Annotated in this window: 28 protein-coding genes and 1 pseudogene; 9 read left to right on the top strand and 20 right to left on the bottom strand. The window is 71.0% G+C overall.

Annotated features, from left to right (window positions below; all coding sequences use genetic code 11):
- Positions 1–3: 3 nt before the first annotated feature.
- Positions 4–318, bottom strand: a complete 315-nt coding sequence (locus ABT294_RS06525; protein WP_350804013.1) for a DMT family transporter — start codon at positions 316–318, stop codon at positions 4–6.
- On the bottom strand, positions 315–959 hold the full coding sequence (locus ABT294_RS06520; RefSeq protein WP_350804012.1) for an FMN-dependent NADH-azoreductase: 645 nt from the start codon (positions 957–959) through the stop codon (positions 315–317). Before ABT294_RS06520 ends, ABT294_RS06525 begins: the two co-directional genes overlap by 4 nt.
- 75 nt (positions 960–1,034) lie before the next feature.
- Between ABT294_RS06520 and ABT294_RS06515 the strand changes: the two genes are divergently transcribed.
- Positions 1,035–1,580 carry a TetR/AcrR family transcriptional regulator gene (locus ABT294_RS06515; protein ID WP_350804011.1) on the top strand — a complete coding sequence of 182 codons (546 nt, stop codon included), beginning with the start codon at positions 1,035–1,037 and terminating at the stop codon, positions 1,578–1,580.
- A gap of 46 nt (positions 1,581–1,626) precedes the next feature.
- Here the strand turns inward: ABT294_RS06515 and ABT294_RS06510 are convergent, their stop codons facing one another.
- From ABT294_RS06510 to ABT294_RS06490, 5 genes are all read right to left on the bottom strand, one after another.
- Positions 1,627–2,355: a nucleotidyltransferase domain-containing protein gene (locus tag ABT294_RS06510; RefSeq protein WP_350804010.1), complete on the bottom strand. Its 729-nt coding sequence runs from the start codon at positions 2,353–2,355 to the stop codon at positions 1,627–1,629.
- Positions 2,356–2,554: 199 nt separating this feature from the next.
- The gene (locus ABT294_RS06505) at positions 2,555–3,328 is read right to left on the bottom strand and encodes an SDR family NAD(P)-dependent oxidoreductase (RefSeq protein ID WP_350804009.1); all 774 of its coding nucleotides are present in this window, start codon (positions 3,326–3,328) and stop codon (positions 2,555–2,557) included.
- 94 nt (positions 3,329–3,422) lie between these two features.
- A complete protein-coding gene (locus ABT294_RS06500) occupies positions 3,423–4,361 on the bottom strand; it encodes a ribose-phosphate diphosphokinase (RefSeq protein ID WP_350804008.1) in 939 nt (312 codons plus the stop codon).
- 18 nt (positions 4,362–4,379) lie between these two features.
- Positions 4,380–4,841, bottom strand: coding sequence for a GNAT family N-acetyltransferase (locus ABT294_RS06495; RefSeq protein WP_350804006.1), 462 nt, complete (start codon positions 4,839–4,841; stop codon positions 4,380–4,382).
- Positions 4,838–5,467 carry an HAD family hydrolase gene (locus ABT294_RS06490; RefSeq protein WP_350804005.1) on the bottom strand — a complete coding sequence of 210 codons (630 nt, stop codon included), beginning with the start codon at positions 5,465–5,467 and terminating at the stop codon, positions 4,838–4,840. Before ABT294_RS06490 ends, ABT294_RS06495 begins: the two co-directional genes overlap by 4 nt.
- 156 nt (positions 5,468–5,623) lie before the next feature.
- On the opposite strand from ABT294_RS06490, the gene ABT294_RS06485 reads away from it, so the two are divergent.
- The gene (locus ABT294_RS06485; protein WP_350804003.1) at positions 5,624–7,432 is read left to right on the top strand and encodes an alkyl/aryl-sulfatase; all 1,809 of its coding nucleotides are present in this window, start codon (positions 5,624–5,626) and stop codon (positions 7,430–7,432) included.
- Between the two features lie 14 nt (positions 7,433–7,446).
- On the opposite strand, the gene ABT294_RS06480 is transcribed toward ABT294_RS06485, so the two are convergent.
- Positions 7,447–8,841 carry a purine-cytosine permease family protein gene (locus ABT294_RS06480; RefSeq protein WP_350804001.1) on the bottom strand — a complete coding sequence of 465 codons (1,395 nt, stop codon included), beginning with the start codon at positions 8,839–8,841 and terminating at the stop codon, positions 7,447–7,449.
- Between the two features lie 188 nt (positions 8,842–9,029).
- On the opposite strand from ABT294_RS06480, the gene ABT294_RS06475 reads away from it, so the two are divergent.
- The gene (locus ABT294_RS06475) at positions 9,030–10,415 is read left to right on the top strand and encodes a sensor histidine kinase (RefSeq protein ID WP_350803999.1); all 1,386 of its coding nucleotides are present in this window, start codon (positions 9,030–9,032) and stop codon (positions 10,413–10,415) included.
- On the opposite strand, the gene ABT294_RS06470 is transcribed toward ABT294_RS06475, so the two are convergent.
- Positions 10,402–11,334, bottom strand: coding sequence for a DUF5996 family protein (locus ABT294_RS06470; protein ID WP_350803997.1), 933 nt, complete (start codon positions 11,332–11,334; stop codon positions 10,402–10,404). The genes ABT294_RS06475 and ABT294_RS06470 overlap by 14 nt on opposite strands.
- 174 nt (positions 11,335–11,508) lie before the next feature.
- Positions 11,509–11,706 (bottom strand): hypothetical protein, encoded by a 198-nt coding sequence (locus ABT294_RS06465; protein WP_350803995.1) that lies wholly within the window; start codon positions 11,704–11,706, stop codon positions 11,509–11,511.
- A 10-nt stretch (positions 11,707–11,716) separates the two neighbouring features.
- On the opposite strand from ABT294_RS06465, the gene ABT294_RS06460 reads away from it, so the two are divergent.
- The gene (locus tag ABT294_RS06460) at positions 11,717–12,796 is read left to right on the top strand and encodes an MFS transporter (protein ID WP_350803994.1); all 1,080 of its coding nucleotides are present in this window, start codon (positions 11,717–11,719) and stop codon (positions 12,794–12,796) included.
- Between the two features lie 14 nt (positions 12,797–12,810).
- On the opposite strand, the gene ABT294_RS06455 is transcribed toward ABT294_RS06460, so the two are convergent.
- The 5 genes from ABT294_RS06455 to ABT294_RS06435 are packed head-to-tail and all read right to left on the bottom strand — an operon-like array spanning position 12,811 to position 19,781.
- Positions 12,811–13,755 carry a DNA polymerase domain-containing protein gene (locus ABT294_RS06455; protein ID WP_350803993.1) on the bottom strand — a complete coding sequence of 315 codons (945 nt, stop codon included), beginning with the start codon at positions 13,753–13,755 and terminating at the stop codon, positions 12,811–12,813.
- Positions 13,756–13,802: 47 nt separating this feature from the next.
- Positions 13,803–14,930, bottom strand: a complete 1,128-nt coding sequence (locus ABT294_RS06450) for a substrate-binding domain-containing protein (RefSeq protein ID WP_350803991.1) — start codon at positions 14,928–14,930, stop codon at positions 13,803–13,805.
- Complete coding sequence (locus ABT294_RS06445; RefSeq protein ID WP_350803990.1) at positions 14,927–15,970, bottom strand: ABC transporter permease; 1,044 nt, start codon at positions 15,968–15,970, stop codon at positions 14,927–14,929. Before ABT294_RS06445 ends, ABT294_RS06450 begins: the two co-directional genes overlap by 4 nt.
- The gene (locus ABT294_RS06440) at positions 15,970–17,454 is read right to left on the bottom strand and encodes a sugar ABC transporter ATP-binding protein (RefSeq protein WP_350803989.1); all 1,485 of its coding nucleotides are present in this window, start codon (positions 17,452–17,454) and stop codon (positions 15,970–15,972) included. Before ABT294_RS06440 ends, ABT294_RS06445 begins: the two co-directional genes overlap by 1 nt.
- A complete protein-coding gene (locus tag ABT294_RS06435) occupies positions 17,451–19,781 on the bottom strand; it encodes an ATP-binding protein (RefSeq protein WP_350803988.1) in 2,331 nt (776 codons plus the stop codon). Before ABT294_RS06435 ends, ABT294_RS06440 begins: the two co-directional genes overlap by 4 nt.
- A 206-nt stretch (positions 19,782–19,987) precedes the next feature.
- Here ABT294_RS06435 and ABT294_RS06430 point away from each other — a divergent pair, with 206 nt between their 5' ends.
- Positions 19,988–20,182, top strand: coding sequence for a DUF5999 family protein (locus ABT294_RS06430; protein ID WP_350803987.1), 195 nt, complete (start codon positions 19,988–19,990; stop codon positions 20,180–20,182).
- Positions 20,179–20,700 (top strand): ATP-binding protein, encoded by a 522-nt coding sequence (locus ABT294_RS06425; protein WP_350803986.1) that lies wholly within the window; start codon positions 20,179–20,181, stop codon positions 20,698–20,700. The genes ABT294_RS06430 and ABT294_RS06425 overlap by 4 nt, the downstream gene beginning before the upstream one ends.
- Positions 20,701–20,801: 101 nt before the next feature.
- Here the strand turns inward: ABT294_RS06425 and ABT294_RS06420 are convergent, their stop codons facing one another.
- Together ABT294_RS06420 and ABT294_RS06415 are read right to left on the bottom strand one after the other, a co-directional pair.
- A complete protein-coding gene (locus ABT294_RS06420; RefSeq protein ID WP_350803985.1) occupies positions 20,802–22,904 on the bottom strand; it encodes an ATP-binding protein in 2,103 nt (700 codons plus the stop codon).
- Between the two features lie 336 nt (positions 22,905–23,240).
- Positions 23,241–23,822: an RDD family protein gene (locus ABT294_RS06415; RefSeq protein WP_350803983.1), complete on the bottom strand. Its 582-nt coding sequence runs from the start codon at positions 23,820–23,822 to the stop codon at positions 23,241–23,243.
- Positions 23,823–24,123: 301 nt separating this feature from the next.
- On the opposite strand from ABT294_RS06415, the gene ABT294_RS06410 reads away from it, so the two are divergent.
- Positions 24,124–24,264 carry a hypothetical protein gene (locus ABT294_RS06410; protein ID WP_350803981.1) on the top strand — a complete coding sequence of 47 codons (141 nt, stop codon included), beginning with the start codon at positions 24,124–24,126 and terminating at the stop codon, positions 24,262–24,264.
- A 109-nt stretch (positions 24,265–24,373) separates the two neighbouring features.
- Here the strand turns inward: ABT294_RS06410 and ABT294_RS50815 are convergent, their stop codons facing one another.
- Both ABT294_RS50815 and ABT294_RS06400 read right to left on the bottom strand, forming a co-directional pair.
- On the bottom strand, positions 24,374–24,547 hold the full coding sequence (locus tag ABT294_RS50815) for a hypothetical protein (protein ID WP_502911973.1): 174 nt from the start codon (positions 24,545–24,547) through the stop codon (positions 24,374–24,376).
- A gap of 34 nt (positions 24,548–24,581) precedes the next feature.
- Entirely contained in the window at positions 24,582–24,836 is a 255-nt protein-coding gene (locus tag ABT294_RS06400) for a hypothetical protein (RefSeq protein WP_350803980.1), read from the bottom strand.
- A gap of 107 nt (positions 24,837–24,943) precedes the next feature.
- On the opposite strand from ABT294_RS06400, the gene ABT294_RS06395 reads away from it, so the two are divergent.
- Entirely contained in the window at positions 24,944–25,723 is a 780-nt protein-coding gene (locus tag ABT294_RS06395) for an alpha/beta fold hydrolase (RefSeq protein WP_350803979.1), read from the top strand.
- Between the two features lies 1 nt (position 25,724).
- Here the strand turns inward: ABT294_RS06395 and ABT294_RS06390 are convergent, their stop codons facing one another.
- The gene (locus ABT294_RS06390; protein ID WP_350803977.1) at positions 25,725–26,126 is read right to left on the bottom strand and encodes a hypothetical protein; all 402 of its coding nucleotides are present in this window, start codon (positions 26,124–26,126) and stop codon (positions 25,725–25,727) included.
- A 238-nt stretch (positions 26,127–26,364) separates the two neighbouring features.
- Between ABT294_RS06390 and ABT294_RS06385 the strand changes: the two are divergent.
- Positions 26,365–26,487: pseudogene (locus tag ABT294_RS06385) on the top strand (helix-turn-helix domain-containing protein); the annotation flags it as partial.

Here is a 26,487-nt window from a genome sequence, read left to right as displayed (position 1 = left end):
ATATCAGGTGGTAAGCCGCGCCAACACTACTCCTCCCAAAATCAGCGACAACGCGGCCACCCTTCCCACCGACACGGGGTCGTCGTTGAGGACGATGCCCAGCGTGATCGCGCCGACGGCGCCGATTCCGGTGAACACGGCGTACGCGGTGCCGACCGGCAGCGTGTTCATCGCCTGCGACAGCAGCCACACCGCCGCGGCCATCAGCACCAGGCAGATCAGCGTCGGCACCGGCCTGGTGAAGTTCTGCGTCGGCTTGATGCTCTGCGACCAGGCCACCTCGACCAGCCCGGCCAGCACGAGGACGAGCCAGCTCACCCGGCCACCTCCGTCGCCAACCGCTCCAGCGCCGCCGCCAGCGACTCCTCGTGCTTGCCGCGCAGGTGCGCGAGCGCGGGGTCGAGCAGGGAGTTGACCAGCTCGGCGTGGACGAACACGACATCCTCCACCGCGAAGTGGCCCTTGAAGAAGTCGCGCAGGAAGCTCTCCTGGTGGTCCATCGGCTCGCGGGGCGTGCCGGGGCCGTACGCGCCGCCCCTGGCGCTGGTCACCACGAACGACCGGCCCTTCAGCGACATCTTGGGAAAGGTGATCTGGTCCAGCCACGCCTTGAGCGAGGACGGGATGGAGAAGTTGTACATCGGCGTGCCGATGAGGATCACGTCCGCCGCCACCACCTCGTCGAGCAGCGGCTCCACGATCGACCACGCGCGCTCACGGGCCGGCGTGCGCACGGCCTCGCGGTAGCGGGAGATGTCGCGGATCTCGTGTTCCAGGATGTGGTCGCACAGCTCCGTCCACGCCTCGTCGATGTGCGGGACGGGGTCGGCGGCCAGGTCGCGGTAGACGTAGCCGCCTGAGGGGTTCGCCGCGCGCCAGGTCTCCGCGTAGACGGCCGACAGCCGGCGTGAGAACGACGCGCGGCGCGCGCTGGCGTCCAGGTGCAGCAGGTTGCTCATGAGGTCTCCAGAGTTAAGCGGACACTGCGTCCATTTAAGCATATCCGGACGCAATGTCCACATAGACTGTTGAGCGTGGAGAGAGCAGACGCCGCGCGCAACCGCGCCAGGATCCTCGAGGCCGCCGCCGAGCTGTTCGCGGCCCGGCCCGCGCAGGACGTGACGATGGACGACATCGCCAAGGCGGCCGGAGTCGGCCGGGGCACGCTCTACCGCCGCTACCCCGACCGGGCGTCCATCGCCGTCGCCCTGCTCGACGAGCACGAGCGGGCCCTACAGGAGAAACTGATGCGCGGCGACCCTCCCCTCGGCCCCGGCGCCCCTCCGGCCGAGCGCCTCACCGCCTTCTACGCCGCCATGGTCGAGCTGCTGGACGGCCACGCCCACCTGGTGCTGGGCGCCGAGGTCGGGCGCTCGCGGTTCGAGACCGGCGCGTACGGGTTCTGGCGCGCGCACGTCCGCTCGCTGCTCGTCGCCGCCGGCACCCCCGCCCCCGACGCGCTGGTGGACGCCCTGCTCGCCCCGCTCGCGCCCGAGGTGTACGGCTACCAGCGGCACGACCTCGGCCTCACCCCCGCCCAGATCGCCGAAGGGCTTTCGAGACTCGCCGGAGCCCTGTGAGTGACGTCAGCGCCCGGCGAGGCCGGTGGGAGTTCCGTGCGTGTGGTCAGCGCAGGGCGTGCTTGGCGGCCGTCCTGACGAAGGCGCGGGCCAGCTTCGCCCGCCGGAACCGGCTCAGCGCCGGACGCGGCAGGCCGTACCGCCGGGCCCGGATGTCCGCCACGACCAGCGGCGGCGCGTCCAGCTCCGCGAGCACGTCCAGCGCCTCCCGCTTGGTGATCAGCCGTCCGTCCCGCAAGGTGACCGTCGCCCTGGCCACCGTCAGGAGGCCGAGGTCCACCCAGATGTCGGTGAGCCAGTGCCGCCGGCCGTGCGTGTTCGCCAGCCAGAACTCCTCCAGGTCGGTCCGGACGAACGTGACCAGCTCCTCGTCGGAGACCGGCGGCAGCAGCTCACCGGGAGGCGGGCCGTACAGCTCCAGAGCGCCCGCGTGCAGCTCGCGCCGGGTGACCGGGGTGACCGGACGCTGGAAGAGATGATCGTGCGCCCAGGTCACGTGCTCGGCCTTCAGGTCGGCCAGCTCGGCCTCCGGCAGGTAGGAGCAGTGCAGGTGCTCCGCGAGCGGCAGGTCCAGTGCCCCGTGCAGGTGCTTCAGCCGTTTCCACTCCTCGCGGTTGATCGGACGTTCCACGACGGCGATCAGGTCGAGGTCGCTGCGGCCCGGCTGGTAGTCGCCCGCCGCGAGCGAGCCGTGCGCCCAGAGCGCGACCAGGGGCACCGCGGGGACGATGTCGTCGAGGAAACGCGTCAGCAGAAGATCAGTTGCCCCGTGCATGATTGAACTATGATCCACTGTCGGCTCCAGCGAAAGGTGGCCCCGGCAAACCGGCCCAACGAGCATGGAACCGGCTCCCCCTAGACCGCACCGCGGCACCCTCCGTACGATGGCGTGGGTTCTCTTCGGGCGGTGGAGTGAGTTCTCTCCGGGTGGTGGTGTGGGTCCTCTTTGGGCGGTGGTGCGGTCCGCGGCGTGGTCACAATGCGTGGCCTCCCGCCACCTGGAGGACCTGTCCGGTGATCCAGCGGGCCTGGTGCGAGGCGAGGAACACGACGGCGTCGGCGATGTCGCCCGGCTCGCCCGCCCGGCCCATCGGGACGATCGAACGGACATGTTCCAGCAGGTCGGCGTCCATCCACCCGGTCTGAACCGGGCCAGGGGCCACCGCGTTGACCCGGATACCCGCCGCGGCCAGGTCGAGCGCGGCCCCACGCGTGAGACCCTCCAAGGCCGCCTTGGACGTCCCGTAGCCGATCTGGCCGGGGAACGCGCGGGCGGCGTCCGTGGAGATGTTCACCACGCACCGGGACGTCGCCGTCGAGGGCCGCCGTGCCAGCTCGGAGATGAGCAGGGCCGGGGCGATCGCGTTGACCTCGTAGTGGCGGCGCAGCCCGCCGGCGTCCAGCGCGTCGATCGTGTCCGGCGACTCGCAGTGCGCGGCGTTGTTCACCAGGACGTCGACCGGCCCCAGCTGCCGTTCGACCTCGTCGAGCAGGTGCCGCGCCGCGTCCGGCTCCCGGAGATCACCCTGGACGGCGACGCCGCCGAGCTCGGCGGCCAGCGTCGCCGCCGCCTCTGCGGCGGGGGTGAGGTGCTCCCACGTGACGCCGGAAGGAGGCGGCGCCTCGGTGAAGTAGTGGACCGCCACGCGGGCTCCCTCAGCTGAGAACGCCCGCGCGATCGCCGCGCCGATCCCGCCACTCCCGCCGGTGACAAGGACGATCTGGTTCGCGAGTCTCGTATCGGCCATCGCACGAGCATGGCAAGCATCGAGCCGCCCGTTCAAACCCATTCCCCGACCGGCGGAGGCCCATCGACGTGCCGGAGGGCCGGATGCGGGGGTGTCAGAGGGTGCCGAAGAGGGCGCTCACGGACTCGCCGTCGTGGATGCGGCGCATCGCCTCGGCGAGGGCGGGGGCGATCGACAGGACCGTGAGTTTGTCGCTCGGCTTCGGCGACGGCACGGTATTCGTGCAGACGATCTCCTCGACCTCCGGCATCGCGCTGAGTCGTTCCACGGCGCCGTCGGCGAACAGGCCGTGCGTGCAGGCGACGCGCACCGAGTTCACGCCGCGCTCGCGGAGCCGGTCGAGCAGTTCGATGACCGTGCTGCCCTTGGCGATCTCGTCGTCCAGGATGATCACGTCCTTGCCCGCGACGTCGCCGATCACCGAGCTGATCACCACGCGGTCGTCGCTGAAGCGCTGCTTGGCGCCCATCGCGACCTCCGTGCCGAGCAGCCGCGCGAAGTGCGCGGCCTCCTTGGCGTTGCCCAGGTCGGGGGAGACCACGACCGCGTTCGACAGGTCGTACCGGCGGAAGTGCCCGGCCAGCTCGCGCAGCGCGTGCAGGTGGTCGACCGGGACGCTGAAGAAGCCGTGCACCTGGGGCGAGTGCAGCGTCATGGCGAGCACCCGGCTGGCCCCCGCGGCCACCATCAGGTCGGCCACCAGCCGCGCGCCGATGGAGATGCGCGGGGCGTCCTTCTTGTCCGAACGTGCGTAGGCGTAGTGCGGGAGAACCACGGTGGTGCGGGCGGCTGAGGCCCCGCGCGCCGCGTCGAGCATGAGCAGCAGTTCGACCAGATGCTCCTGGACGGGCGGCACCAGCGGCTGGATCAGGAAGACGTCGCGCTCCCGGCAGTTGGCCTCGAGCTGCACTTCGAGCACGTCGTTCGCGAAGCGGTTGACCTGGACCGGGTGGAGCGGGGTGCCCAGATGGGCGCAGATCTCCTCAGCCAGGCGGGGGTGGGCGGTGCCGGAAAAAACCGTGATGTCTCGCACGATTCCCAGAGGATATCTTCACGGGCTGACGTACTGATGCACCAGGGCTGGCTCGCCCGCGGCGTTGAGCCAGCGGGCGCGGGCGCTGCCGACCCGGCGCCAGCCCTGCCGCTCGTAGAAGGCGATGGCCGCGCCGCCCTCGTCGGAGACCTCCAGGGTGAGCGGCGTGCCGGCGGCGGCGAGGACCGTGTCGAGCAGGGCGGCGGCGAGCCCGCTCCCACGGGCTGCGGGGGTGACGAAGAGCCTGGTCACGGCCGTGCCGGCGAGCCCGACGTGCCCCAGTACGACGCCGTCGTCGATCGCCACCCACGCGCCGGTGAGGTCGTCGGGGGAGAGCCACCCGTGCGGGTCGTCGGGCCAGTCCACCGGGTAGCGGTCGGCGGCCTGGACCTCGGCCAGCGCCCGCACGCAGGCGTCGAGGTCGGCGCCGGTTCTGGGACGGATCACGGTCGTGTCGGCGTCGGTTTCGGGACGGATCATGACTCGAGGAGTTCCGGGGTCAGCGCGTCGAGGCCGGGCAGGACACGCCAGGCCAGCGCCAGGGCGTCCGGGTCCGGCGGGTAGCGGTGGTGCGGGACGGCGATGACCCGCATCCCGGCGGCGTGCGCCGAGCGCAGGCCGTTGCTGGAGTCCTCCACGGCCACGCACTCCTCAGGGTCGACGCCCAGCCGGGACGCCGCCTCCAGGTACCCGTCGGGGGCCGGCTTGCCGCGGGGCACCTCCTCGGTGGAGACGGTGGCCGTGAACGCGTCGCGCAGGCCGGCGGCGTCGAGGACCACGTCGATCAGGGCGCGGGGTGAGGAGCTCGCCAGGCCGAGGGGGAAGCGCCCGGACAACCGCCTGACCGTCTCCCGCGCACCCTCCAGCAGCGGCAGTTCGTGCCGGTAGCGCTCGGCCATCTGCTCGATCACGCCGCCGGCTATCTCGTCCGGGGGCAGCCGGACTCCGAGTTCGTGCAGGTAGGCCGCCCATTCCTGGGTGCTCATGCCCATCAGCCTGGACTGCGTGTCGGGCTGCCAGGTGCCGCCGTGGTCGGCGACGAAGGCGCGCCGCACCTCCTCCCAGACCGGTTCCGAGTCGACGAGCACTCCGTCGAGGTCGAACACGCACGCTTCCACGTCAGTCCCCCAAGCGATCAGCGGGCATCCAGCCAATCACATCGCGGCCACCGCGCCCGCCAAATCCTCCTATTGCTGGATAAATGGGGTAAAGCGTGCGGCATCTGACCGTGCTGGGGATGGTTTGCGGGAATGCACCTAGGCATGGCCGACCTTCCACTCCACGACCACGCCCAGTCCGAGGGGGCCGCCGACGCGGACCGCGGATTCGTCGCGAAACTCAGCCCTGCGGTGGTCAAGGACGCCGACGGCAGGGTCATCTGGGACAACGACGCCTACGCCTTCCTGGAACAGGAGTGCCCGGCCACCGCCCATCCCGGCCTGTGGCGGCAGAGCCGGCTGCACGCCCGGCAGGGCCTGTACGAGGTGGCCGACGGGATCTACCAGGTGCGCGGCCTGGACCTGTCGAACATGACCCTCGTCGAGGGCGACACCGGCGTCATCGTGATCGACCCGCTGATCTCCACCGAATGCGCCGCCGCCGCGCTCAGGCTGTACCGCGACCACCGGGGCGAGCGCCCGGTCACCGGCGTCATCTACACCCACTCCCACGTCGACCACTTCGGCGGCGTCCGCGGCGTCACGGGCGGCGGCGTGCCGATCCTCGCGCCCGCCGGCTTCCTGGAGCACGCGTTGTCGCGGAACGTGTACGCCGGGCCCGCGATGACCCGCCGCTCCGTCTACCTGTACGGCCCCGCCCTGCCGCGCTCGCCCGAGGGCCAGATCGGCACCGGCCTCGGCCTGACCCGCTCGACCGGAACGGTCTCGCTGATCGTGCCCACGCTCGACATCACCCGTACCGGTCAGGAGGAGACGATCGACGGGGTCCGCATCGTCTTCCAGTTGACGCCCGGCGGCGAGGCGCCGTCCGAGCTGAACTTCTTCTTCCCGGAGCGGCGGGCCCTGTGCGTGGCGGAGAACGTCACCCACAACCAGCACAGCCTGCTCAGCCTGCGCGGCGGGCCCGTCGGCGACGCCCGCGGGTGGGCGCGCCACCTGACGGAGGTCATCACGCTGTTCGCCGGCAGCGCGGACGTCGCCTTCGCCTCGCACCACTGGCCCACGTGGGGCGCGGAGAACGTGGTCCGTTTCCTGTCGCGGCAGCGGGACCTGTACGCCTACCTGCACGACCAGACGCTGCGCCTGATGAACAAGGGCCTGACGGGGACGGAGATCGCCGAGGCGGTCCGGCTGCCTCCCGGGCTGGAGGAGTCCTGGCACACGCGCGGCCACCGCGGCTCGGTCGGCCACAACGTCAAGGCCATCTACCAGCGCTACCTGGGCTGGTTCGACGGCAACCCGGCGCACCTGTGGGAGCACCCGCCGAGGGACCGGGCGATCCGATACGTCAAGTGTCTGGGCGGCGGAGGCGCCGTCGTCGCCCTCGCCAGGCGCTACATCGCGGAGAACGACCTGCGCTTCGCCGTCGAACTGCTCAACCACGCGGTCTTCGCGGACGAGGGCAACAAGGAGGCCCGCGACCTGCTCGCCGAGGTCTACACCCGGCTCGGGCACGGCTCGGAGAACGGCACGTGGCGCAACCTCTACCTGATGGGCGCGCTGGAACTGACCGACGGCATCGTGCCCGCCGACATCGACACCGGCTCGCCCGACCTGGTCGCCGCGCTCAGCGTGCCGCAGATCTTCGACTCGATCGCCATCAGGATCGACGGCCCCAGGGCGTGGCACGAGCGCCTGTCCATCGACTGGCACCTGACCGACCTGGGAGAGCGCTACCGCACCACGCTGTCGAACGGCGCGCTCATCCAGCAGGCCGACCCACCCGAGCAGGACGTGGACCTCACGCTCAGGCTCACCAAGGCCCAGTTCCTCGGCCTGCTGACCGGCAAGGGAGTCGAGGGCGTCGACCGGGAGGGCGACACGGGAGTGCTGCGGCGGTTGGTGGCCGTCCTCGACAACCCCGTGCCGGACTTCGCGATCGTGACGCCCTGATCCGCCGGACCGCCCTACCGGCGCCTCATTGTGAACGCCTCGTAGAGCAGGCCCGCCAGCAGCATCGCGACCACCACGCCGATGTTGGCGGCGCCGAAGGTCCCGGCCTTCAGCTCGTCGCTCATCAGGAAGCCGACCACCTTGGCGATGTTCTGGTCCGTCGAGGTGATCAGCCCGATCCCCACGATCGAGGCCGCCACCAGCGAGACCAGGCCCGCCCAGTTGACGGCCGGGGCGCCGGGACGCAGCAGCCGCTCGTCGTAGCCGTGCCCGCCCGCGCGCAGCCGCCACATGTCCACGAGGAAGATGGCGACCCAGGCCGCCATCACCACGCCGATGATCGCCAGGAACGCCTGGAACGTCCCGAGGAAGCTGGACGACACGAACAGCAGGTAGTAGCCGCCGAGCAGCATCAGCGCGCCGTCCACGAGCACGGCGTAGTGCCGCTTGATCGGCACGCCGAGCGCCAGCATCGACAGCCCGGAGGAGTAAATGTCCATGATCGCCCCGGCCAGGAAGCCGCCGATGGCGGTCAGCAGGTAGGGGAGCAGGAACCAGGTCGGCAGCGCGCCGGCCAGCGCGCCCACCGGGTCGGCGCCCGCCGCGTCCGCCAGCCCGGGGTCGCCGCCCGCGAGCAGCACGCCGAACACGAGCAGCACCATGGGCGGCACCGCCCCGCCCAGCGTCGTCCACAGCGCCACCCTGGACGGCCTGGCTTCCACCGGCAGGTAGCGGGAGTAGTCGGCGCCGCAGTTCACCCAGCCGAGGCCGAGCAGTGTCATCGCGAAGATGATCCCGCCGACCCAGCCGCCGGGGCCCGCCGTGGTCTTCAGCGCGGTGCCGAGCTTCGGCGCCATCAGCACCAGGTAGACGACGGTCAGCACCACGAACGCGTACGTCAGGTACCGCTGCACCACCATGATCAGGGCGTGCCCGTACACGCCGATCGCGATCGTGACCAGCGTGGCGAGGGCGAAGCACACCGCCGTGGCCGTCGTGTGCGGGATGCCGGGCGCGAACCGTCCCAGGATCGCCGCGCCGCCCTGCGCCGACAGCGTGACGAGGACGATCTCCCAGCCGACGTTGGACACGTACGACAGCACGGCCGGCAGCTTGTTGCCCTGGTAACCGAACGGCGCCCGCCCGAGCGTCATCGTCGGCACGCCCGACCGCGCGCCCGCGACGGCGACCAGCCCGACCAGCCCGAACGAGAGCAGGTAGCCGATCGCGCCGGTGAGGATCGCCGGGACGACGCCGAGCCCGAGACCCACCACGTAGATCCCGAAGGCCACCCCGAACAGCGACAGGTTGGAGCCCGCCCACGGCCAGAACAGATCCGCCGGCCTGCCGCGCCGCTCCGCGAGGGGAACCGCGTTGATGCCGTTCTGCTCCACGGTCACCGTGTCCATGATCGGACGTTAACACCAGATTCGCCGAATCTGGATCGCGGGTACGCCACGCGCTGAGCAGCCTCCACGTCCGGGTCTCGCCCGGCGGCAGCCCCGCCCAGCCCCTGGGCCGCCGCAGAGCAAACCCGGACAGGCTGTGACGCGGAACTCACGATGGGTAGGTGCACACCTAGTGATACGGGGGATGGATGGTGAAACGGTTCCGGATTCTTCCTCGCTCGATCCGGGCGCGTCTGACCACGATCGCGACCCTCGTCGCGACGCTGGTCTTCACCTCAGTGTCCGTCATCGTCCTCGTGACCGTGCCCGCCAACCTGCGCGGCACCGTCGGCGACAGGGTGGAGCTGGCCGTGCGCCGGACCGCGAGCAAGGCCGAGGTGGGTGACCTACCTCGCACCCTCCCGCTCGCGGCACGCGTGCGGCTGCTGCAGGTCGTCTCCGCCGACGGCAAGGTCGTCGCGTCCAGCGCCACGACGGACGACAGCAAACGGCTCACCGACTTCACCCCGCGTGCACCCGAGGTCGTCTACACCGCCGAGCGCACGCTGCCCGAACAGCCCGACTCCGAGACGTCGTACCTGGTCAAAGCCATCCAGGTGCGGTCTCCCACGGGGCCTGTCGTCGTCTACGGCGCGGCCTCGCTCGCGGACGTCAACACGGCGCTCGAGTGGCTCTACGTCCTGACCTTCCTGGGGACGCCCGCGATGCTGCTCATCGTCGCGGGAATCACCTGGACCGTGGTCGACCACGCGCTGCGGCCCGTGGAGCGGATCCGTGCCAACCTGGTCGAGGTCTCCGGCCGCGACCTGTCGCGCAGGGTGCCGGTCAGCGACATCGGCGACGAGTTCACCGAGCTGGCCCGCACCATCAACGCCACCCTCGACCGGCTGGAGCGCTCCGCCGAGATGCAGCGCAGGTTCGTCGCCGACGCCTCGCACGAGCTGCGCAGCCCCATCTCGGCGCTGCAGACCGAGTTCGAGTTCGCCAGCGCCTACCCCGACGAGACCGACTGGCCCGAGACGGGCGCCAAGGCCCTGGCCGCCATCGGGCGTCTCACCCAGATCATCGACGAGCTGCTCATGCTGGCCAGACTGGAGGCGGGCACCGTTCTGCCCCGCACGGCCGTGGACCTCAGCCGCCTCGCGGACGAGCAGGCGAGGCGGCGTGTGCGGGCCCGCGTGCCGGTCATCGCCAACGTGGTCGACCACGCCCCGGTGTTCGGCTCGCCGCTGCAGCTGGAGAGGTTGATGACCAACCTGATCGACAACGCCACCAGGCACGCCAACAGCCGGGTGGACGTCCAGGTGCGGGTCGACGGTGAGGCCGGCGAGGTGATCCTCACCGTCACCGACGACGGCTCCGGCATCGCCCCCGAGGACCGGGAACGGGTGTTCCAGCGGTTCGTCCGCCTGGACGAGAGCCGGGCCAGGGACAAGGGCGGCAGCGGGCTCGGCCTGACCCTGTGCAAGGAGATCGTCACGTCCCACGGCGGCACGCTCACGATCACCGACCACCGGCCGGGCGCCCAGTTCGTCGCCCGCCTGCCGCTCTACAAGGGGCCTACGGCTCCATGAGGAACGGGTCGGTGACTCCGTGCGGGCTGGACAGGCCCCGCTCGTCGCACGTGGTCAGCGTCGCGCCCGCGTGGTAGGCGCTGTCGAGGAAGCCCAGCACGGTCGCGACCGGCTCCTCGGCGGCCCGGACGTCGTCGTACCGGAGAACCGCCAGGTGGCTGCCCCGCGACGGCAGCCAGGCCGCCCCGTCGGGCCACAGCGGCTCCTTCGCCAGGCCCTGCGGCTCGGGGGCGGTGTAGGAGTAGAACGCCGGCCAGGGGCGTTCCTGGTCGCCGAACCAGAATCCCGCGCTGATGACCTCCCAGCTGTAGGCCTCCCTGGTCACCGGGTCGACCTCCTGGGCCGCTCCGACGACGCGGCCGGTGAAGCGGGTGACCGCGATGTCGAAGGTGTGCCAGAAATGGTGGACGGGGCTGGTCTTGCCGCAGAAGTCCGCCGCGTAGCGGTCCAGCACCTGGGCCACCTGGGAGAGCACCTGCCAGTAGCGGGTGACCAGGACCGGGTCGTAGTGGGCGTGGTGGGTGTCGTCGGCGAACGGGGTCGGGTCGGCCAGGTCGAACGGCACCGCCCTGATCTCCAGATTTATCCCGAAATGGTGGAGGATTTCGAAGAGCTGGGTGTAGAAGGACGCCACCGACTGCCCGGCCAGGCCGAACTCCGCCGACCTGCCGTCGAGCACGTCCACGACCAGGCGGTGGCGGACGAGGTCGAAGTCGATGCAGAACAGCGGCATGCCGTCCAGGCCGCCCATGGGGCGGGTGGTCAGGCCGCGTCCCGTCAGGTGGAAGGGGACGTTCCACCAGTGGTTGCGCCGGTTGCTCGCCGCCAGCCGCACCTTGCCCACGATCTGCGCGAAGCGGTGCATGGTCTCCTTCGTCTCGAGCCAGCCCTCGTACGGCATGGGCGGAAACAACTCCACGACAGCCCCCTCCAGTGCCTCATCCTGCGCAGATCGTAGCAATTCACTCACACTGTGTGCAGGGCGGGTGGGCCCTGCACGCTCATGGGACTGGCGGCTGCAGGGGTGCTGCCGCCGATCCCTTCGGATCGCCGCCGGTGCCCGACCGTCGCAGCCAGGTGCCCGGAACGGCCATTATGGTCCGAAAGCTGCCAGACCGCGGTAACCGGCGAATGCTTGGCTCTTCCACAGCAATGAGAATGACCATTCTGAGACGGAAGCCATGCCTATAACCACCATTTCCGCCGGCACCGAAGAATCGCCGCGTCGATCAGCGCTGATAAACTGGCTCGCCGTCGTCTCGGTGATGACGGGAATATTCTCGATAGTCACCGCCGAGATCATGCCGATAGGCCTGCTGACCTCCATCGGATCCGATTTCCAGATCTCCGACGGCACGGCGGGCTGGATGATGACGCTGCCGGGAATCGTGGCCGCGATCGCGGCTCCGCTCGTCACCGTCGCGGCCGGGCGGCTCGACCGCCGCCTCGCCCTGTGCGCCCTGATGGCCCTGCTGGCACTGGCCGACCTCCTCGCCGCCGTCGCCCCGGCCTACTGGGTCATGCTGGTCGCCAGGATCCTGGTCGGGCTGACCATCGGCGGCTTCTGGTCCATCGGGGCCAGTCTCGCCGTACGGCTGGTGGGGGAGAAGTCGGCCGGCAGGGCGACGGCGGTGATCTTCTCCGCCGTCCCGCTGGGCTCCGTCCTCGGAGTGCCCGCCGGCACCCTGATCGGGCATCTGGCCGGCTGGCGGTCGGCGTTCGCCGCCGTCGGCATCCTGACCGTCGTGGCGCTGGTCGCACTGGTCGCGCTGTTGCCGCCGCTGCCTCCCGAGGAGCCGCTTCGCCCGCGCGTGTTCGGCGAACTGCTCCGTCGCACCGGCGTCCGGGTGGCGCTCCTCGTGACCTTCCTCATCGTCCTCGCCCACTTCGGGACGTACACCTACGTCACCCCGTTTCTCCAGCACGTCACCCACGTGGACCCCGGCCTGGTCAGCGTCCTGCTGCTGGCGTACGGCGCCGCCGGCATCGTCGGCAACTTCGTCGCGGGCTGGACGATCTCCCGCAGCCTCCGCGCCACCCTCACGACCAGCGCAGCCATGATCGCCGCCGCTACCCTGCTGCTTCCGCTGGTCGGAGACTGGGACGCGGGCGCGATCGGGCTGCTCGTCGTCTGGGGGATCGGCTACGGCGCCGTCCCGGTGTGCTCCCAGACCTGGTTCTCCCGATCGGCGCCCCACGCCCAGGAGGCCGCCACGACGCTGTTCACCTCGTCCTTCCAGGCGACCCTCTCCTTGGGGGCGCTCCTCGGTGGCGTCGTGGTGGACGCCTCCTCCACCTCGGCCGTCATGCTCTGCGGCGGCGCGACCGCCACCCTCATGGCGCTGACGACGTGGGCTGCCGGCAGGCCGGCGCGTCGCTGACGCTCGTCCGGCGGCTATTCGTCGCGGCGGGCGCGGGCGCGGCGTTTGCCCTCGTGCATGGCCTGGACTCGGGCGATCGGGATCGTGTGCCCTTCCTCGATCAGGTCGGCCGGCAGCTGCTGCGGTTCGGGCATCAGCTCCGCCCAGGGGTCGCCGTCGGCCAGCAGCCGGGGCGCGGTGCGGATGGTGAAGTCGGACGGCACGACCCGGTCGAGATCCTCCCAGGCCACCGGGAAGGAGACCGGGGCGTCCGGCCGGATGCGGGGGCTGTAGGCGGCGGCCACCGTCGCCCCGCCCGCCCGGGTCGAGTCGAGGAACACCTTGCCGTCGCGGTCCTCGCGGATGAACGCGGTGGTGGCGATCACCGGGTCGACGCGCTCGGCGCGCGCGGCCAGGGCGCGGGTGGCGGCGGCCAGGTCGTCCATCGCGATTCCGGCCACCACCGGCACGAACACGTGGACGCCCTTCGCCCCGCTGGTCTTGACCGCGCCGGACAGCCCGGCGTCGTCGAGGGCCTGGCGGACCAGGTGGGCGGCCTGGACGACCTGCGGGAAAGCGCCCCCCTCCGGAGGGTCGAGGTCGAGGATGAGATGCGTGGGATGGTCTCCGCGGACCAGCGCCGGGTGGTACTCGACGGCTCGCTGGTTGGCGAACCAGAGCAGGGTCCGGCGGTCGTCGCACAGGGCGTACGACACCTGGCGGCGCGAGGCCTCCGCCCAGACGGAGACCGTCCGCACCCAGGAAGGGGCGTATTTGGGGACGTTCTTCTGCATGAACGGCGCCTGGCCCGGCCGGACGCGGATCACCGACAGCGCCCGGCCGCTCAGGGCCGGGATGATGCGGTCACGGACGGCGTCAAGGTAGTCGACCAGATCCCGCTTCGTCGCGTTCGCCCCGTCGAACAGCGGCTGGTCGAGATTGGTCAGCGAGACACCGTCCCGGTTCTCATCGCTGGTCACCCGCCCCACGATGCCGACGTCCCGGCGCGAGGTCAACATCCCGGCCGCTACCCGCCGGGTCGCCAGATCCGCATGTAGGCGGCACGGTAGCCGGGAGGGTCCCATGACCTGGTGTCGTCCACGTTCGCGACCGTGGTCAGGTGCACCGGCGGGACGTAGCCGCTCGGGGGCCGGGCGGCGAACGCGCGGTTGAACTCGTCCACGATCTGGCTGCCCTGCGCGCCCAGCGGCTCGGGGACGGTCGCCGCCTGGAACTGCCGATCCCTGACGCGCTCGAACGCCGACGGGTCGCCGTCACCGGCGCCGATCGAGAAGGGCGCCCCGCCGCCCTGCCTGCCCGCCGCGCGCAGAGCCGGGGCGGCGTCGGCGAAGTACAGGTCGTTGATGGCGGCCGAGTGGGTCCACCGGTCGCCGAAGCGCGACAGGAGCGAGGAGACGGCGTCCGGTGTGCGGCTGCCCGCGTCCGGAATCGGGATGTTCTGGTACGAGAGCAGCTTGACGCCGGAGCAGCTCGCCAGGGTCCTCTTGATCAATTGTGACTTGTTCTCCGCGAAGGGGACCGACGAGTCGGTGAAGAGGACGACCCCGGCGTTCCCGCCGGACTCGGCGATGATCCAGTACGCGCTGATCCGCGCGACGTCCTCCACCCGGGTGGTGACGTTGGTGAACAGTCTCGGGCTCGGCCCCGGCGTCCTGGTCGCGTGCCAGCCGACGAGCGGGATGCGCGCGTCGTTGGCCTGCTCGACCTGCTGGGCCGTGGACTCCGGGTCGAACCCGGCGAGGACGATGCCCGACGGACGCAGGGCGAGGGCCTGGCCGAAGGCCGCCCGGATCCCGGCGGGCGTGCCCTGGCCGTCGATCACCCGGACGTTCCAGCCGACGGACCGTGCGGCCTCCTGCACGCCGTTGGCCGTGCCGGCGACACCGGGGTTGGTCATGGTCTCCGCGACGAACACGATGCGCTTGCCGGACACCGCCCGCGGCCCGGTCGTGGGACCGGCCCAGGCCACGGCCCGCTCGGCATGCGCGACGGCCCGCTTCGCCGCGTCCAGGACGCCGGGGCACGGGCTCGCCGCCCGGCCCGCCACCAGGACGGGCGACCGCGAGCAGCCACAGGCCAGCGCGGCGGCGACGGCCAGGGTCGCCGCGGCGCGCGAGAAGCGGGCGGGAGTCACGCGTCCCCCCTCGCGGCGTCGCCGGAAGGTTCCGGCTCTCGGCGGGGAGGGCCGGCGCGCAGCCGACGCCGCGCCGAGTAGCCGACGAGCCCGACCGCGACGAGCAGGGTGAGGCCGTTGAACAGCGGAGTCACCCAGAAGTCCGCCCCCAGCTGGCCGAGGCCCGACAGCCCGATCGCGAGGATGGCGACCGCGACGACGGTGCCGAGTGGGTTGGCCCGGCCGGGCCTGATCGCGGTGGAGCCGAGCAGCGCGGCGACGAACGCCGGCAGCAGGTAGTCGAGCCCGACGCTCGGGTTGCCGATCTGCTGCTGCGCGGCCAGCAGCACCCCCGCGAAGCCGGTGACCAGCCCCGAGCCCACGAAGGCGTAGCCGACGTACCGGCGGGTCGGGATGCCGATCAGGTCGGCGGCGCGCGGGTTCGAGCCGATGACGTAGAGGTAGCGGCCGAGGGGAAGGCGTTCGAGCACCACCCAGAGCACCCCGGCGAGCGCGAGGACGTAGCAGGCGGGCGCGGGCAGGCCAAGGATCATCGAGTCCGACAGGCCGGTGAAGCCCGCCGGAAGGCCCCCAGGGCCGGGGACGATCCGGGCGCCCTTGGTCACCCAGCCCGTGAGGGCGTACATGACGCTGCCGGTGCCGAGGGTGGCGATGAACGAGTCGATCCGCGCGAACTCGACGAGCAGGCCGTTGACCACCCCGGCGAGCGCCCCGCCCGCGACCACGCCGGCGCAGGCCAGCGGCCACGGCCAGCCGGCGACGACGATGAGCTCCAGCGTCATGACGTGCCCGAGCCCGAGGCCGTACCCGATGGACAGGTCGAACTTCCCCGTGGCGATGGGGATCATCGCGCCCAGCGCGAGGACCGCGATGATCGAATGGGTCGCCAGGATCAGCCGCAGGTTGTCCAGCGTGGGGAAGGTGCCGGGCAGGACGAGCGAGAACACGACGACCAGGACGGCGGCCAGGGCCAGCAGCCCGTAGTCGCCGATGAGCCGGCCCGCGGTGTGCCGCCGCCGGCGCGGGAGCCCTGTGGCCATCAGCGGCTCGTCCCGGTGACGGCGCGGGCGAGGCCGCCGGCGGTGAGGGCGGCTCCGGCCAGTTCGGCGGTCACCGTCCCCCGCGTGAGGACGAGGGCGCGGTCGCACACGTTCACGACCTCCTCGAAGTCGGCGGAGACGAGGACGGCTGCCAGGCCGCCCGCCAGGGCGTCGTCGAGGAGCCGGTAGATCTCCGGTTTGGCGCCGACGTCGACGCCGGCCGTCGGCTCCTCCAGGATGAGCACGTGCCGGTCCGCCCCTAGCCAGCGGCCGATCATGACCTTCTGCTGGTTCCCGCCCGACAGGCCGGCGAACGTGGCCTCGGTGTCAGGAGGACGGACTCCGAAGCGCGCGACGAGCGCCGCCGCCTCCGCGCGTTCCCCGCTCGGCCGGATCCAGCTCAGCGGCGACAAGCCGCGTGTCCTGGGGTTCGCCAGGAGGTTCTCCCGGACGTTGAGATCGGGGGCGGCGCCCTCCTCCTGCCGGTCGCTCGGCACCAGGCCGACGCCCGCGTCCACGGCCGCCGACACCGTCCTCGGGTGGTAGGGCCGCCCGTCGAGCAGCATCCGGCCGGCGAGGACGGGGTGCGCGCCCGCCAGCGCGCGTCCGAGGTCCACGTGCCCGGCACCGGTGAGGCCGACGAGACCGACGGCCTCGCCGGCCCGCAGGTCGAGGTCCACCGGACCGGCCTGCCAGGTGCGCACCCCCGCCAGGCTCAGCACGACCCGCCCCGGGGCGCGTACCGGGCGCCGGTGGACCACCGGCTCGCGCCCGACGATGTCGCGCACGAGGCGGGCGGCGCGGCCTCCGGTGAGGGGCCCCAGGCTGACGAGCCGCCCGTCGCGCAGCACCGCGACGCTGTCGGCGATCTCGCGCACCTCGTCGAGGCGGTGGCTCACGTACACGATCCCGTGCCCCCGGTCACGCAGCGCGCGCAGCACGTAGAACAGGCGGGCGCAGTCGGCGGCGGGCAGGCTCGCGGTCGGCTCGTCGAGGACGATCACCTCGGCGTCGCAGGCCAGCGCCCGGGCGATGGCGACGAGCGACCGCTCGGCCCGCGTGAGGTCGGCGACCCGCCCGTCGGGGTCGAGGCGGACGGCGAGCGGTTCGAGCGCCCGCTCGCAGCGCTCGCGCACCCGCCGCCAGGAGATGAGGCCGCCGCGCCGCTGGTAGCCGGTGCCGAGGGCGACGTTCTCCGCGACGGTCATCCAGTCGACGAGGCCGAGGTCCTGGTGGATGAACGACATGCGGCGCGAGGCGGCCCGGCTGCCCAGCGGGTGGCCGGCCACCGCCACCTCGCCCTGGTCGGCCTGGAGGACGCCGGCCAGGATCTTGATCAGGGTGGACTTGCCGGCGCCGTTCTGCCCGAGCAGTGCGAGGATGCCGCCGCGGCGGAGGTCGAGATCGACCCCTTCCAACGCGGTGGTGCCGCCGAATCGCTTGCCCACCCCGTGGATATGGACAAGCGGGACAGGCGCGTTCACGGGCCCCTCCGCGGGGCTCGGCCATCGGCTCGTCCGGCGCCGCTCCAGGCCGAGACGATCTGCGAGCGCGAGCTGAAGCTCAGCTTGCGCAGGATGTTCTCCACATGGCCTTCGGCGGTGCGCTGGGCGATCACCAGGGTCTCCGCGATCTCCCTGTTGCTCATCCCCTGCGCGACCAGCTCGGCGATCTCGCGCTCCCTGGTGGTCAGGAGGGACGCGACGTCCGATTCCGGCTGGAACTCCTCGGTGCCGGCCGCCGTCCCCTCCTCCAGCGCGTACGCGACCGCATGGTCGAGCGGGAGCTCCGAGCCGCGCTGGAAGGCCGCGGCGAACTCCTCGTCTCCGAGGTTCTGCCGCAGGTGGGCCTCGCACCGGTCGTGGAAGCCGGCCAGATGGCCGAGCCCCGACAGGGACGTGCCGATCGACCGCCACACCGTGTGCGCGGACCCCAGCAGCTGGGCGGCCCGCTCGTCGTTCTTCTCGTCGGCCAGGACCCAGGCGAGCCCCTCCAGGCACTGCGCGATGCCCAGGTGGTCGTGGGAGCGCAGCTTGGTGCGTAGGGCGTCGCGGATCATGGCGATCGCCGTTTCCGGATCGCCCCGCCGCCACCGGTCGAGGGCCGCGATCCACAGCGCGTACGAGACGGACCACTCCGCGTTCTCACGCCGGGACGTGTCCAGGACGTCCCCGCAGAGCGCCGCGGATCGCGGGCTGCCCATGAAGACGGCGGCCATGGCCAGCTGGAAGAGCGCGACCCAGGCCTGGCCCTGGTTGTCGAGCGCGCGGCGCCTGGCCAGCGCCTCCTCCAGGAGGGTGAACGCGCGTTCGAAGTTCCCCGCGATCAGTGCGGCGAAGCCGGTGATGTGGATCGCGCCGGCGAGCTGGGCCGGGTCGTCGAGCCGTTCCGCCAGCTCGTGGCACTCGTCCAGGAGTGGTTTCGCGGCGACGCAGTCGCCTCCCAGCAGGACGAGCCACGCGTCGACCCACAGGGCCTTGGCCCGCCTGGCGCTCGCCTCGGGCGCCATCGCCAGCGCCCGATCCAGCCAGTGGCGGCCCTCGCTCGGGGACGTCCACGAGAGCCGGTGGCTCCACATCGCGGCGGCGATCTCCAGGGCGGCCCACGCCTCGCCCGGTTCCGCCAGGCTGAACTCCAGGGCGGCCCGCACGTTGGCCTGCTCCTGGTGCAGCCGGACGAGCCAGTCCATCTGGTGCCGGCCGAACCACTCGGCCTCGGCCCTGGCGGCCAGGTCGCGGCACCAGTCGCGATGCCGCAGCCGGAGCGCGGTCCGCCGGCCGGATTCGACGAGCTTCTCGTCCCCGTACTGGCGCAGCGTCTCCAGCATCTCGTAGCGGACGTCGACGTCCTGGTCCTTCCGCAGCAGGATCGACTTGTCGACCAGGTCCGAGAGCCCTTCGAAGACGTCCAGCGGGTCGATGCCGTCACCCGAGCACACCAGCTCCGCCGCTTCCAGGGCGCAGCCGCCGGAGAAGACCGACAGTCGTTGCCACAGCGTCCGCTCCGCGGGCGAGCACAGGTCATAACTCCAGTCGACCAGCGCACGCAGCGTCCGCTGGCGCGGCATCGCGGCCGCGCTTCCCTTGGTCAACAGCCGGAACCGGTCGTTCAGCCGGTCGAGGATCTGCTCCACCGACAGGGCCCGCATGCGCACCGCCGCGAGCTCGATGGCCAGCGGAATGCCGTCGAGCCGCCGGCACAGCCGCGCCACCGCCAGGCTGTTGTCGGCGTCGACCGTGAAACCCGGCACGACGGCCGCCACCCGGTCCGCGAACAGGTTCACCGCCTCGTTGTATGCTTCGGCGCCCGTGAGCGCGATCTCGTCCTCCTCCGGCACCGTCAGCGGCGGCACGTCGAGGAGGTGCTCGCCCGCGACGTGCAGGGGCTGCCGGCTGGTCGCCAGGATGCGCAGCTCGGGCGCCGCGCCGAGGAGCTTGCCGGCCAGTACGGCGCACTCGGGCAGCAGGTGCTCGCAGTTGTCGAGCACCAGGAGCGTCTGCTCGTCCCGCAGGTGGTCGCAGAGGGCCGCAAGGTCCGGCCGGTGGCAGTCGATCGTCTCCGCGACCGTCTCCGCGAGCAGCTCTCCGGCCGCCAGCGGGGCCAGGTCGACCAGCCACACGCCGTCGGGGAAGGACCTGGACATCTCCGTGGCGACCCGCAGCGCCAGCCGGGTCTTGCCCACGCCGCCGACCCCGGTCAGCGTCACCATCCGGCCAGCAGCAAGCAGGCGCTTGGCCTCGGTCAACTCTTGCCGGCGCCCCACGAAACTCGTCAACTCGACTGGCAGGTTCCCCGCATGCCGTCGTGTCATGGCCCCCATGGCATTTTCAGGCTAACCCATCCGCTTCCGCCGAGCCTGATGGGCTTTCTGACCAGGTCATACGTAGGTCAACGGACTACCTACGTAGGTAGGAATGGGTACCCATACGGGCGTTTATCCCCTCCCCTGGTCGGCACCCCCACACGCATGCTGGAGTACGTCAGCAAGGAACCGCGAGGACTCGAGGGAGCGAGACGATGTGCAGGCACCAGCCTCAGTGCCCACCCGCGTACGCCTCCGACCGCGACGCCGCCAGCCTGGTGGCCTTCCACCCGGAACAGGGGTGGGGGCTGCTCTGCAACGGCGTGGTGGTCTTCGAGGACACCGGCGAGCTCCTGCCTGACGGACGCACCATCGCCGCCCACCGCGATCATTACGGACGAGCAGCATGAACTCTTACTCCGCATCCGCCGTCCTGGTTCAGGACGTCGCCCGCCGGAGCGACCGGCGGGACAAGGCATTCTCCGGCTACGAGTTCTGGGACCGGCTCAAGACCGGCTTCCAGCGCTTCAACGCGCCCTGGGAGGAGCCCGACGAGCAGGTGTCCTCCTGGTCCTTCGCCGACAGGGCCTCCTCAGTGCCCCGCGCCCGGCGCATCACCCGCTCCCGGCTGGCCGCCTGGGGGCTCGACGACCGGGTCGAGGCCGCTGAGCTGCTGATCAGTGAGCTGGTCACCAACGCGCTGAGCCACGCGCGCGGGCCGTACCGGCTGACCCTGTCCGCCACCGACGGCCTGCTGCGCTGCGAGGTCTCGGACGCCGACCCCACGCCGCCGCATGTCGACCACGCCGACCTGGACGACGAGCACGGCCGCGGCATGGCCGTGCTGGATCTGCTGGCGTGCTGCTGGGGCAGCGAGCCGACGTCCGAGGGAAAGACCGTCTGGTTCGAACTTCCCGCGCACTGCTGACCCCCGTACCCGACAGGAATTGTTCAACAATGCGCCGGATACAGCTCAGTAAACCTCGCAAAACCCCTACCAAGAGCACCGACCAGGACCTGCGGACCCCGTCAGGGCGCCGCCTGCCCTACTGAGGCCTGCCCTGTTGAGGCCTGCGCGACCACGCGTACCGGGCCCAGCTTCGCCCCCTCCCGGAACGCCGCCGCGAACGCCCGGTTCCCCAGCGCGCGGCGGGCCTGCTCCACGCAGCGCTCGTGCCACACCGCGTGGTACGACAGCCGGGTCGGCGAAGCGTCCGCCGACTGCCACAGCATGTGCGCCGCGCCCAGCAGCGTGGCGGCCCGCTCATGGTCCCCACGGTCGCCGGCGGTCCACGCCAGCACCTCCAAGCACTGCGTGAGGCACCATCGGTCGTTGACCTCGCCCGTGAACGCGGCGGCCTCCTGCACCAGCGCCTCGGCCCGGCGGCACTGGCCCAGGTTCCACAGCGCGATGCCGAGCGCCAGCTGGGCGTACCCGCGCGTCACCAGCGCGTGATGAACATCGCACAGCGCCAGAAGCTCCTCGCCGTACGCCGCGGCCAGGTCCGGGTGACCGACCGAGCCGTACGCGGCCGAGTAGTAGAGGTTGAACATGACGCCGCCGATGTCGCCGGCGGCCCGGTGGAGAGCGAGTGACTGCTCCAGGAGCGCGAAGCCGCGCTCAGGGTCGCCGGTGGAGAACGCGGCCACACCCGACGTCCGGATGGCGAACGGCAGGGCGACCTGGTCGTCCGTCTGCCGGACGATGGCGTGACACTCCTCCAGCCTCGGCGTCGCCGCCTCCACGTCGCCCTGGCGGAGGGCGAGCATGGAGTACACCCACAGCGCCCTCGCGCGCCTCGCGCTCGCCTCCCGTACCTGCTCCAGGCCACGCTCCAGCCAGTACCGGCCCTCGGTGAGCGAACCGGACAGCAGCCAGAAAGACCACATCGCCGACGCGGTCTCCAGGCCCGCGCGAGCCAGGCGCCTGTCACTCAGGCACAGCTCCAGCGCGACGCGCACGTTGGGCAGCTCGCGCTGCATGAGCTGGTAACGCTCCAGCTGGTCGGGGACGATCTCGACGATCCGGTTCCGGTCCACCAGCCGCCGGTAGTGGTCGATGTAGCGCTGGTGCAGCTCCCGCTCCTCGCGGGCCGCCAGCTGCGCGCCACCGTACTCGCGGATGCTCTCCAGCATGCGATACCTGAGCCCGTCCTCGCGCCGCTCACCGATCAGGACGGACTTGTCCACCAGCCCGGTCACCAGGTCGATCACCTCGATCTGGTCGATCCCCTCGCCGGAGCACACCGCCTCGCAGGCGCCCAGGTCGGCCCCGCAGGCGAACATCGACAGCCGCGCCCACAGCCGCTGCTCCGCCGGTGAGCACAGGCGGAAGCTCCACTCCATGGTCGCGCGCAGCGTCTGATGACGGGGGTACGCGGCACGGTGTCCGGCCTCCAGCACCTCCAAGCGCTCGTCCAACTCGCGCATCAGCTGTTCCAGCGGCACCGTGCGCAGCCGCGCCGCGGCCAGCTCGATCGCCAGCGGGAGCCCGTCCAGACGCTGGGCCAGCCGCGCGACACACGCCGCGTTGCCCCTTTCCAGGCAGAAGCCGGGACACACGCCCGCCGCCCGCTCCACGAACAGGCGCACGGCGTCGTGCCTGGCGATGTCACGGACGGGGAGGCCGGGCTCCGGCACCGGCAGCGACGGGACCGCCAGCACCTGCTCGCCGTACACCCCCAGCGTCTGCCTGCTGGTCGCCAGGATCCGCAGCTGAGGGGAGCGCCGCAGCAGCCGGTCCACGAAGTCGGCGCACTCTTCCAGCAGGTGCTCGCAGTTGTCCAGGACGAGCAGCATCCGCTTGTCCGACAGGTAGTTCACGAGCAGCGCCATCGGCTCGGAGCCCGCGCCGCGCAGGCCCAGCGCCGCGGCGACGGTCGGCTCCAGCAGGTCGCCTTCCTCCAGGGCGGCCAGCTCGACGATCTCCACGCCGTCCCTGAAGGTGCCGCGGAGGGTTTCCGCGAGCCGGAGCGCCAGCCGGCTCTTGCCGACGCCGCCCGTGCCGGTCAGGGTCAGCAACCGCGACCGGGACAGCACTTTCCTGGCCGCGGCCACCTCGTGCCTGCGCCCGACGAAACTGGACACGTCCGTCAGCGGATCGGTCCTCGGCATCTCCGCCGTTCGAGTCATGGGAGGCCCCCGCGTCGTCCGGGACGGTGAGCCACAGGACCGGCCGCCGCCGGCAGCCCGCACGTGTTCGACGCCATCACAGTCATGAGAACTCCACCAGCTCAGGCCCGGGCGGTACCACACCACCAAGACAGAGCCGACAAAACCCAGATTAAGCCCAGACCGATTTCACCGCACGGGTGCCGTCGCGAACGGCCCGCCCCTATGCTGCTCCCCGGACGAGGAGGCGAGCGCGTGAAGAGCAGGATGCGAACGCTCCGGATCGGCGCCTTCCTCCTGCCCGCCGGCTCGATCGAGCTGCCTGACTTCCAGATCACGCACCAGGACTGAGCACGGCTACCGCGCGACCAGCACGGAGACGAGCACGACGGTGGTGAACAGCGCGACGAGGGCGCCCAGGCCGACCAGGAACCCCCTCCAACCGGGGCCGTCGAGATCGACCACGACGGTTCCGGCCACCACGTCATGCAGGCATCGGCGTTTCGAGTCGCCGAAGATCCACAGCGCGTCGATCAGGCTGAGCGCCACCCCGAGATAGGGAACCACCCCCAGGGCGGGGTGGACGAGCGCGCGAACACCCGCAAGGCGCAGGCCCGGCGGCTCTCCAGTCGTGCTGGACACCACCTTCAGGCGGCACAGTCGCTTGCCGAGCGTCTGACCCCACAGCGCGTGCTGTAACCAGAAGTAGACGGCGAACAGGACGTCCACCGCGACCGTGAGCGGCCACTGCGCATCGCCTGCGTAGGGGTTGAGTAAACCCATCAGACCCGACGTGTCGGATTCCTCGGAACCGTAGACCATCGACACCGGTAAGGCCGCCACGTAAAAGATGAGACTGTCGATGAGGAAAGCCGCAAAACGATGACGTCTCGCGGCTAGGGCCGGGGTGGCCGCCAGAGGTTGGGGGGTGATCGTCATGCGGGCCAGTGTGCCGGACGGCACTGACACCCGAAACCAGAGCGCCGGCGGAGCCCGCGCGACCTTGGTCCATTGATTTCCGCACGAGAAATCACCAGAATTTCCTCGTGACCCGTGTTGAAACAGTGCTCACATGAGTTTGCACACCGCCTCCATGGCGGTGGCGTACATCGCTCTCGCCTTGTCCTGCGGAAGCGTGGGGCTCGCCGGGTACATTCTGACGACCCGACGCATACCTCGATTTCTTGGCAGGCGTAACGCACGGGTCGGGGCGGTCCGGTTCGGATGGGCGCAGATACTCATGGCGATATTCGGAGCCTCGATCACCATGCCGCGCATCCTGGAGTGGCCGCCGTTGCCGTGGCTCGTCTCCAGCGCCTTCGGGCTCTGCGCCATCGGCGGGTACCTGGCGCTCGTGCTGAGTTCCCCGGCCCGGCGATGACCTCGACGGGGCCGTCCGCTTTCTAGCCCGCGTCCGCGACGGGGCCGTCCGCTTTCTGGCCCGCGTCCGCGGTGGGGGAGCGGCGCGCGCCGCTCCAGCGAGGGGCTCGCTAGTGGAAGCGGGCGACGAAGCGGCGCTGCCAGGGGGTCTCCACGGCGCGTGCCACGTAGTGCTTCCGGACGTACGCGACCGCCTCGTCGTTCGGCAGGGTCGCCTGAGCCCCCGCCCGCGGACGAGCCGGCCCGAGGGCAGCCGCAGCACGCCGGGCATCGCCGGATCCCATATCGGCCGTGCTGACCGGGATAGGGACGTCTGGGCTAACCGCGGCGGCGCAGCAGCACCGTGGCGAGCCAGACAACGGTGGGCAGTAGAAGCAGCACCAGGACGACGCCGCCGCCGACGAGGGTTGCGGCATCGCCCGGTTGGAAGAGGTGCGCGTCATCGATGTCCACCCTGCAAACGCTATCGGCAACGCGGAGACGGCGCCGCGCCGCATCACCCTGCGCGCCCGGCTCACCCTGATCTACGGCGATCTGTTGCAACACCGGGCCCGAACGTGACTTGCGCACCATGGGTCGTCACCACCCCGTCCTCAAGGGTGTCGCCTACGTGTGTCCGATCTCGCGGGCTTGTCGGTGGCGTTCTGTAGCGTCGGAGGTCGCCGAACGAAGGGATCGCCATGGCCACGGCGACGTCACGCGACGGCACGAAGATCGGGTTCGAACAGGTGGGATCGGGGCCCACGCTCGTACTGGTCGACGCGGCAGGTGGGTTCCGCGGGTTCGGGCCCATGGGTTCACTCGCGGAACGCCTCGCCGACAGGTTCACGGTGGTGACCTACGACAGGCGCGGGCGTGGCGAGAGCGGCGACACGCTGCCGTACGCGGTGGAACGAGAAGTAGAGGACCTTGCGGCCGTGATCACGGCGGGCGGAGGGCCCGCGTTCGTCCACGGGTTCTCCTCCGGGGCGGCCCTGGCCCTGCTCGGAGCGGCGGCTGGGCTGCCGATCTCGATGCTCTCGCTCCTCGAACCACCGATCGCCCTCGACCAGCCGCCACTGGAAGGCGACCTCGCAGCCGAGATCGACGAACTCGTCGCCGCCGGTCGCCGGGCCGACGCGGTCGAGCACTTCCACAAAGGCATCGGCGTACCCGCCGAGATGGTCGCGGGGATGCGGCAGGCCCCCTTCTTCCCGATGTTGGAGGGCATCGCACACACGCTCGCCTACGACGCTCGGATAACCCCGGCCGTCTCCCTCGCCACACTCCGGTTCGTCACGGTGCCCGCCCTGGTCGTCAACAGCGAGTCCAGCGACGACCGCCTGCGAGGCTGGGCCGCGGACGTGGCGACGGCTCTTCCTCAGGGGCGTCACCTGCCCCTGGCAGGCGAGTGGCACGGCGTGTCCGACGACGTACTGGCCCCCGCGCTGGCCGATTTCTTCGGCGGCGGAGCCGCCTGAATCAGCCCTCATAAGGAAGTCGTGAGGCCAGTACCTCCGCATCCGGATAGAGCAGCAATAGTTTGTCTAGAACCTCTTGCATGGCCGTCTCCACCTCCCACCATGTGCTGTCCAGTGCGCGTACTGCCAGGTCGACACGTGCGCCATCCGCACCATGAGCGATCAGCTCGCCGTCTACGAGCTGAGTATCGTTCCCGAGCAGGACGATGAGCTGACCCGTACCTACTAGGGAGTCGCCTGTGGTCTCGAAGATCTCCTGATAGCGGGAGCTGATCAGTTCGTGTGTCACCAGTCGCCATCGGTAACCATCGATCACCTGGCCCAGGGACGCGAGAAGTTCGGAGAGTGTGACAAGGCCGTCATCGCGCCAGCATCGAAAGGTCAGGGCGCGCGGCTCTTTCATTGGACGGCTGCCTTTCGGATGGGTTCAGCTGATTGGCCGAGGCTGGACTCTTCTGTGGTCTGAGGCAACTCGTGAGATCGTCCCCTCCCCTGTGGGGGACATCCAACTGCCCGACCTTCAGGGCCCTCGCCTACTCGGGCCCGTCCAAAGGGAATGGCACCCGAGGGCGCAAAGCGCACATGACCCTACCTTCTCTCTTTCGCTTACGGATCTTTCTGTGCTGCGGCAGAATGCGATCGTGCGTACGGCGTACAAGGGTGCGGGTTTACCCCACTCCCGAACAGGCTGCGGTGCTGAATCGCACGTTCGGCTGCGTACGCCTGGTGTGGAACAAGACGCTGGCGTGGCGGCAGCACCGCTA

Origin of the sequence: Nonomuraea sp. NPDC000554 (assembly GCF_040300065.1) — a bacterium.
Lineage (GTDB): Bacteria > Actinomycetota > Actinomycetes > Streptosporangiales > Streptosporangiaceae > Nonomuraea.
The sequence above is the reverse complement of the archived record's forward strand: the minus strand, read 5'-3'. Positions and strand labels throughout refer to the sequence as shown.

Coding starts and splice junctions, on each gene's coding strand:
- ABT294_RS06520 (WP_350804012.1), bottom strand. CDS start 959: ATGAGCAACCTGCTGCACCTGGACGCCAGCGCGCGCCGCGCGTCGTTC.
- ABT294_RS06510 (WP_350804010.1), bottom strand. CDS start 2,355: ATGCACGGGGCAACTGATCTTCTGCTGACGCGTTTCCTCGACGACATC.
- ABT294_RS06505 (WP_350804009.1), bottom strand. CDS start 3,328: ATGGCCGATACGAGACTCGCGAACCAGATCGTCCTTGTCACCGGCGGG.
- ABT294_RS06495 (WP_350804006.1), bottom strand. CDS start 4,841: ATGATCCGTCCCGAAACCGACGCCGACACGACCGTGATCCGTCCCAGA.
- ABT294_RS06485 (WP_350804003.1), top strand. CDS start 5,624: ATGGCCGACCTTCCACTCCACGACCACGCCCAGTCCGAGGGGGCCGCC.
- ABT294_RS06480 (WP_350804001.1), bottom strand. CDS start 8,841: ATGGACACGGTGACCGTGGAGCAGAACGGCATCAACGCGGTTCCCCTC.
- ABT294_RS06475 (WP_350803999.1), top strand. CDS start 9,030: ATGGTGAAACGGTTCCGGATTCTTCCTCGCTCGATCCGGGCGCGTCTG.
- ABT294_RS06460 (WP_350803994.1), top strand. CDS start 11,717: ATGCCGATAGGCCTGCTGACCTCCATCGGATCCGATTTCCAGATCTCC.
- ABT294_RS06445 (WP_350803990.1), bottom strand. CDS start 15,970: ATGGCCACAGGGCTCCCGCGCCGGCGGCGGCACACCGCGGGCCGGCTC.
- ABT294_RS06435 (WP_350803988.1), bottom strand. CDS start 19,781: ATGACACGACGGCATGCGGGGAACCTGCCAGTCGAGTTGACGAGTTTC.
- ABT294_RS06430 (WP_350803987.1), top strand. CDS start 19,988: ATGTGCAGGCACCAGCCTCAGTGCCCACCCGCGTACGCCTCCGACCGC.
- ABT294_RS06425 (WP_350803986.1), top strand. CDS start 20,179: ATGAACTCTTACTCCGCATCCGCCGTCCTGGTTCAGGACGTCGCCCGC.
- ABT294_RS06420 (WP_350803985.1), bottom strand. CDS start 22,904: ATGACTCGAACGGCGGAGATGCCGAGGACCGATCCGCTGACGGACGTG.
- ABT294_RS06415 (WP_350803983.1), bottom strand. CDS start 23,822: ATGACGATCACCCCCCAACCTCTGGCGGCCACCCCGGCCCTAGCCGCG.
- ABT294_RS06410 (WP_350803981.1), top strand. CDS start 24,124: ATGGCGATATTCGGAGCCTCGATCACCATGCCGCGCATCCTGGAGTGG.
- ABT294_RS50815 (WP_502911973.1), bottom strand. CDS start 24,547: ATGGGATCCGGCGATGCCCGGCGTGCTGCGGCTGCCCTCGGGCCGGCT.
- ABT294_RS06400 (WP_350803980.1), bottom strand. CDS start 24,836: ATGGTGCGCAAGTCACGTTCGGGCCCGGTGTTGCAACAGATCGCCGTA.
- ABT294_RS06395 (WP_350803979.1), top strand. CDS start 24,944: ATGGCCACGGCGACGTCACGCGACGGCACGAAGATCGGGTTCGAACAG.
- ABT294_RS06390 (WP_350803977.1), bottom strand. CDS start 26,126: ATGAAAGAGCCGCGCGCCCTGACCTTTCGATGCTGGCGCGATGACGGC.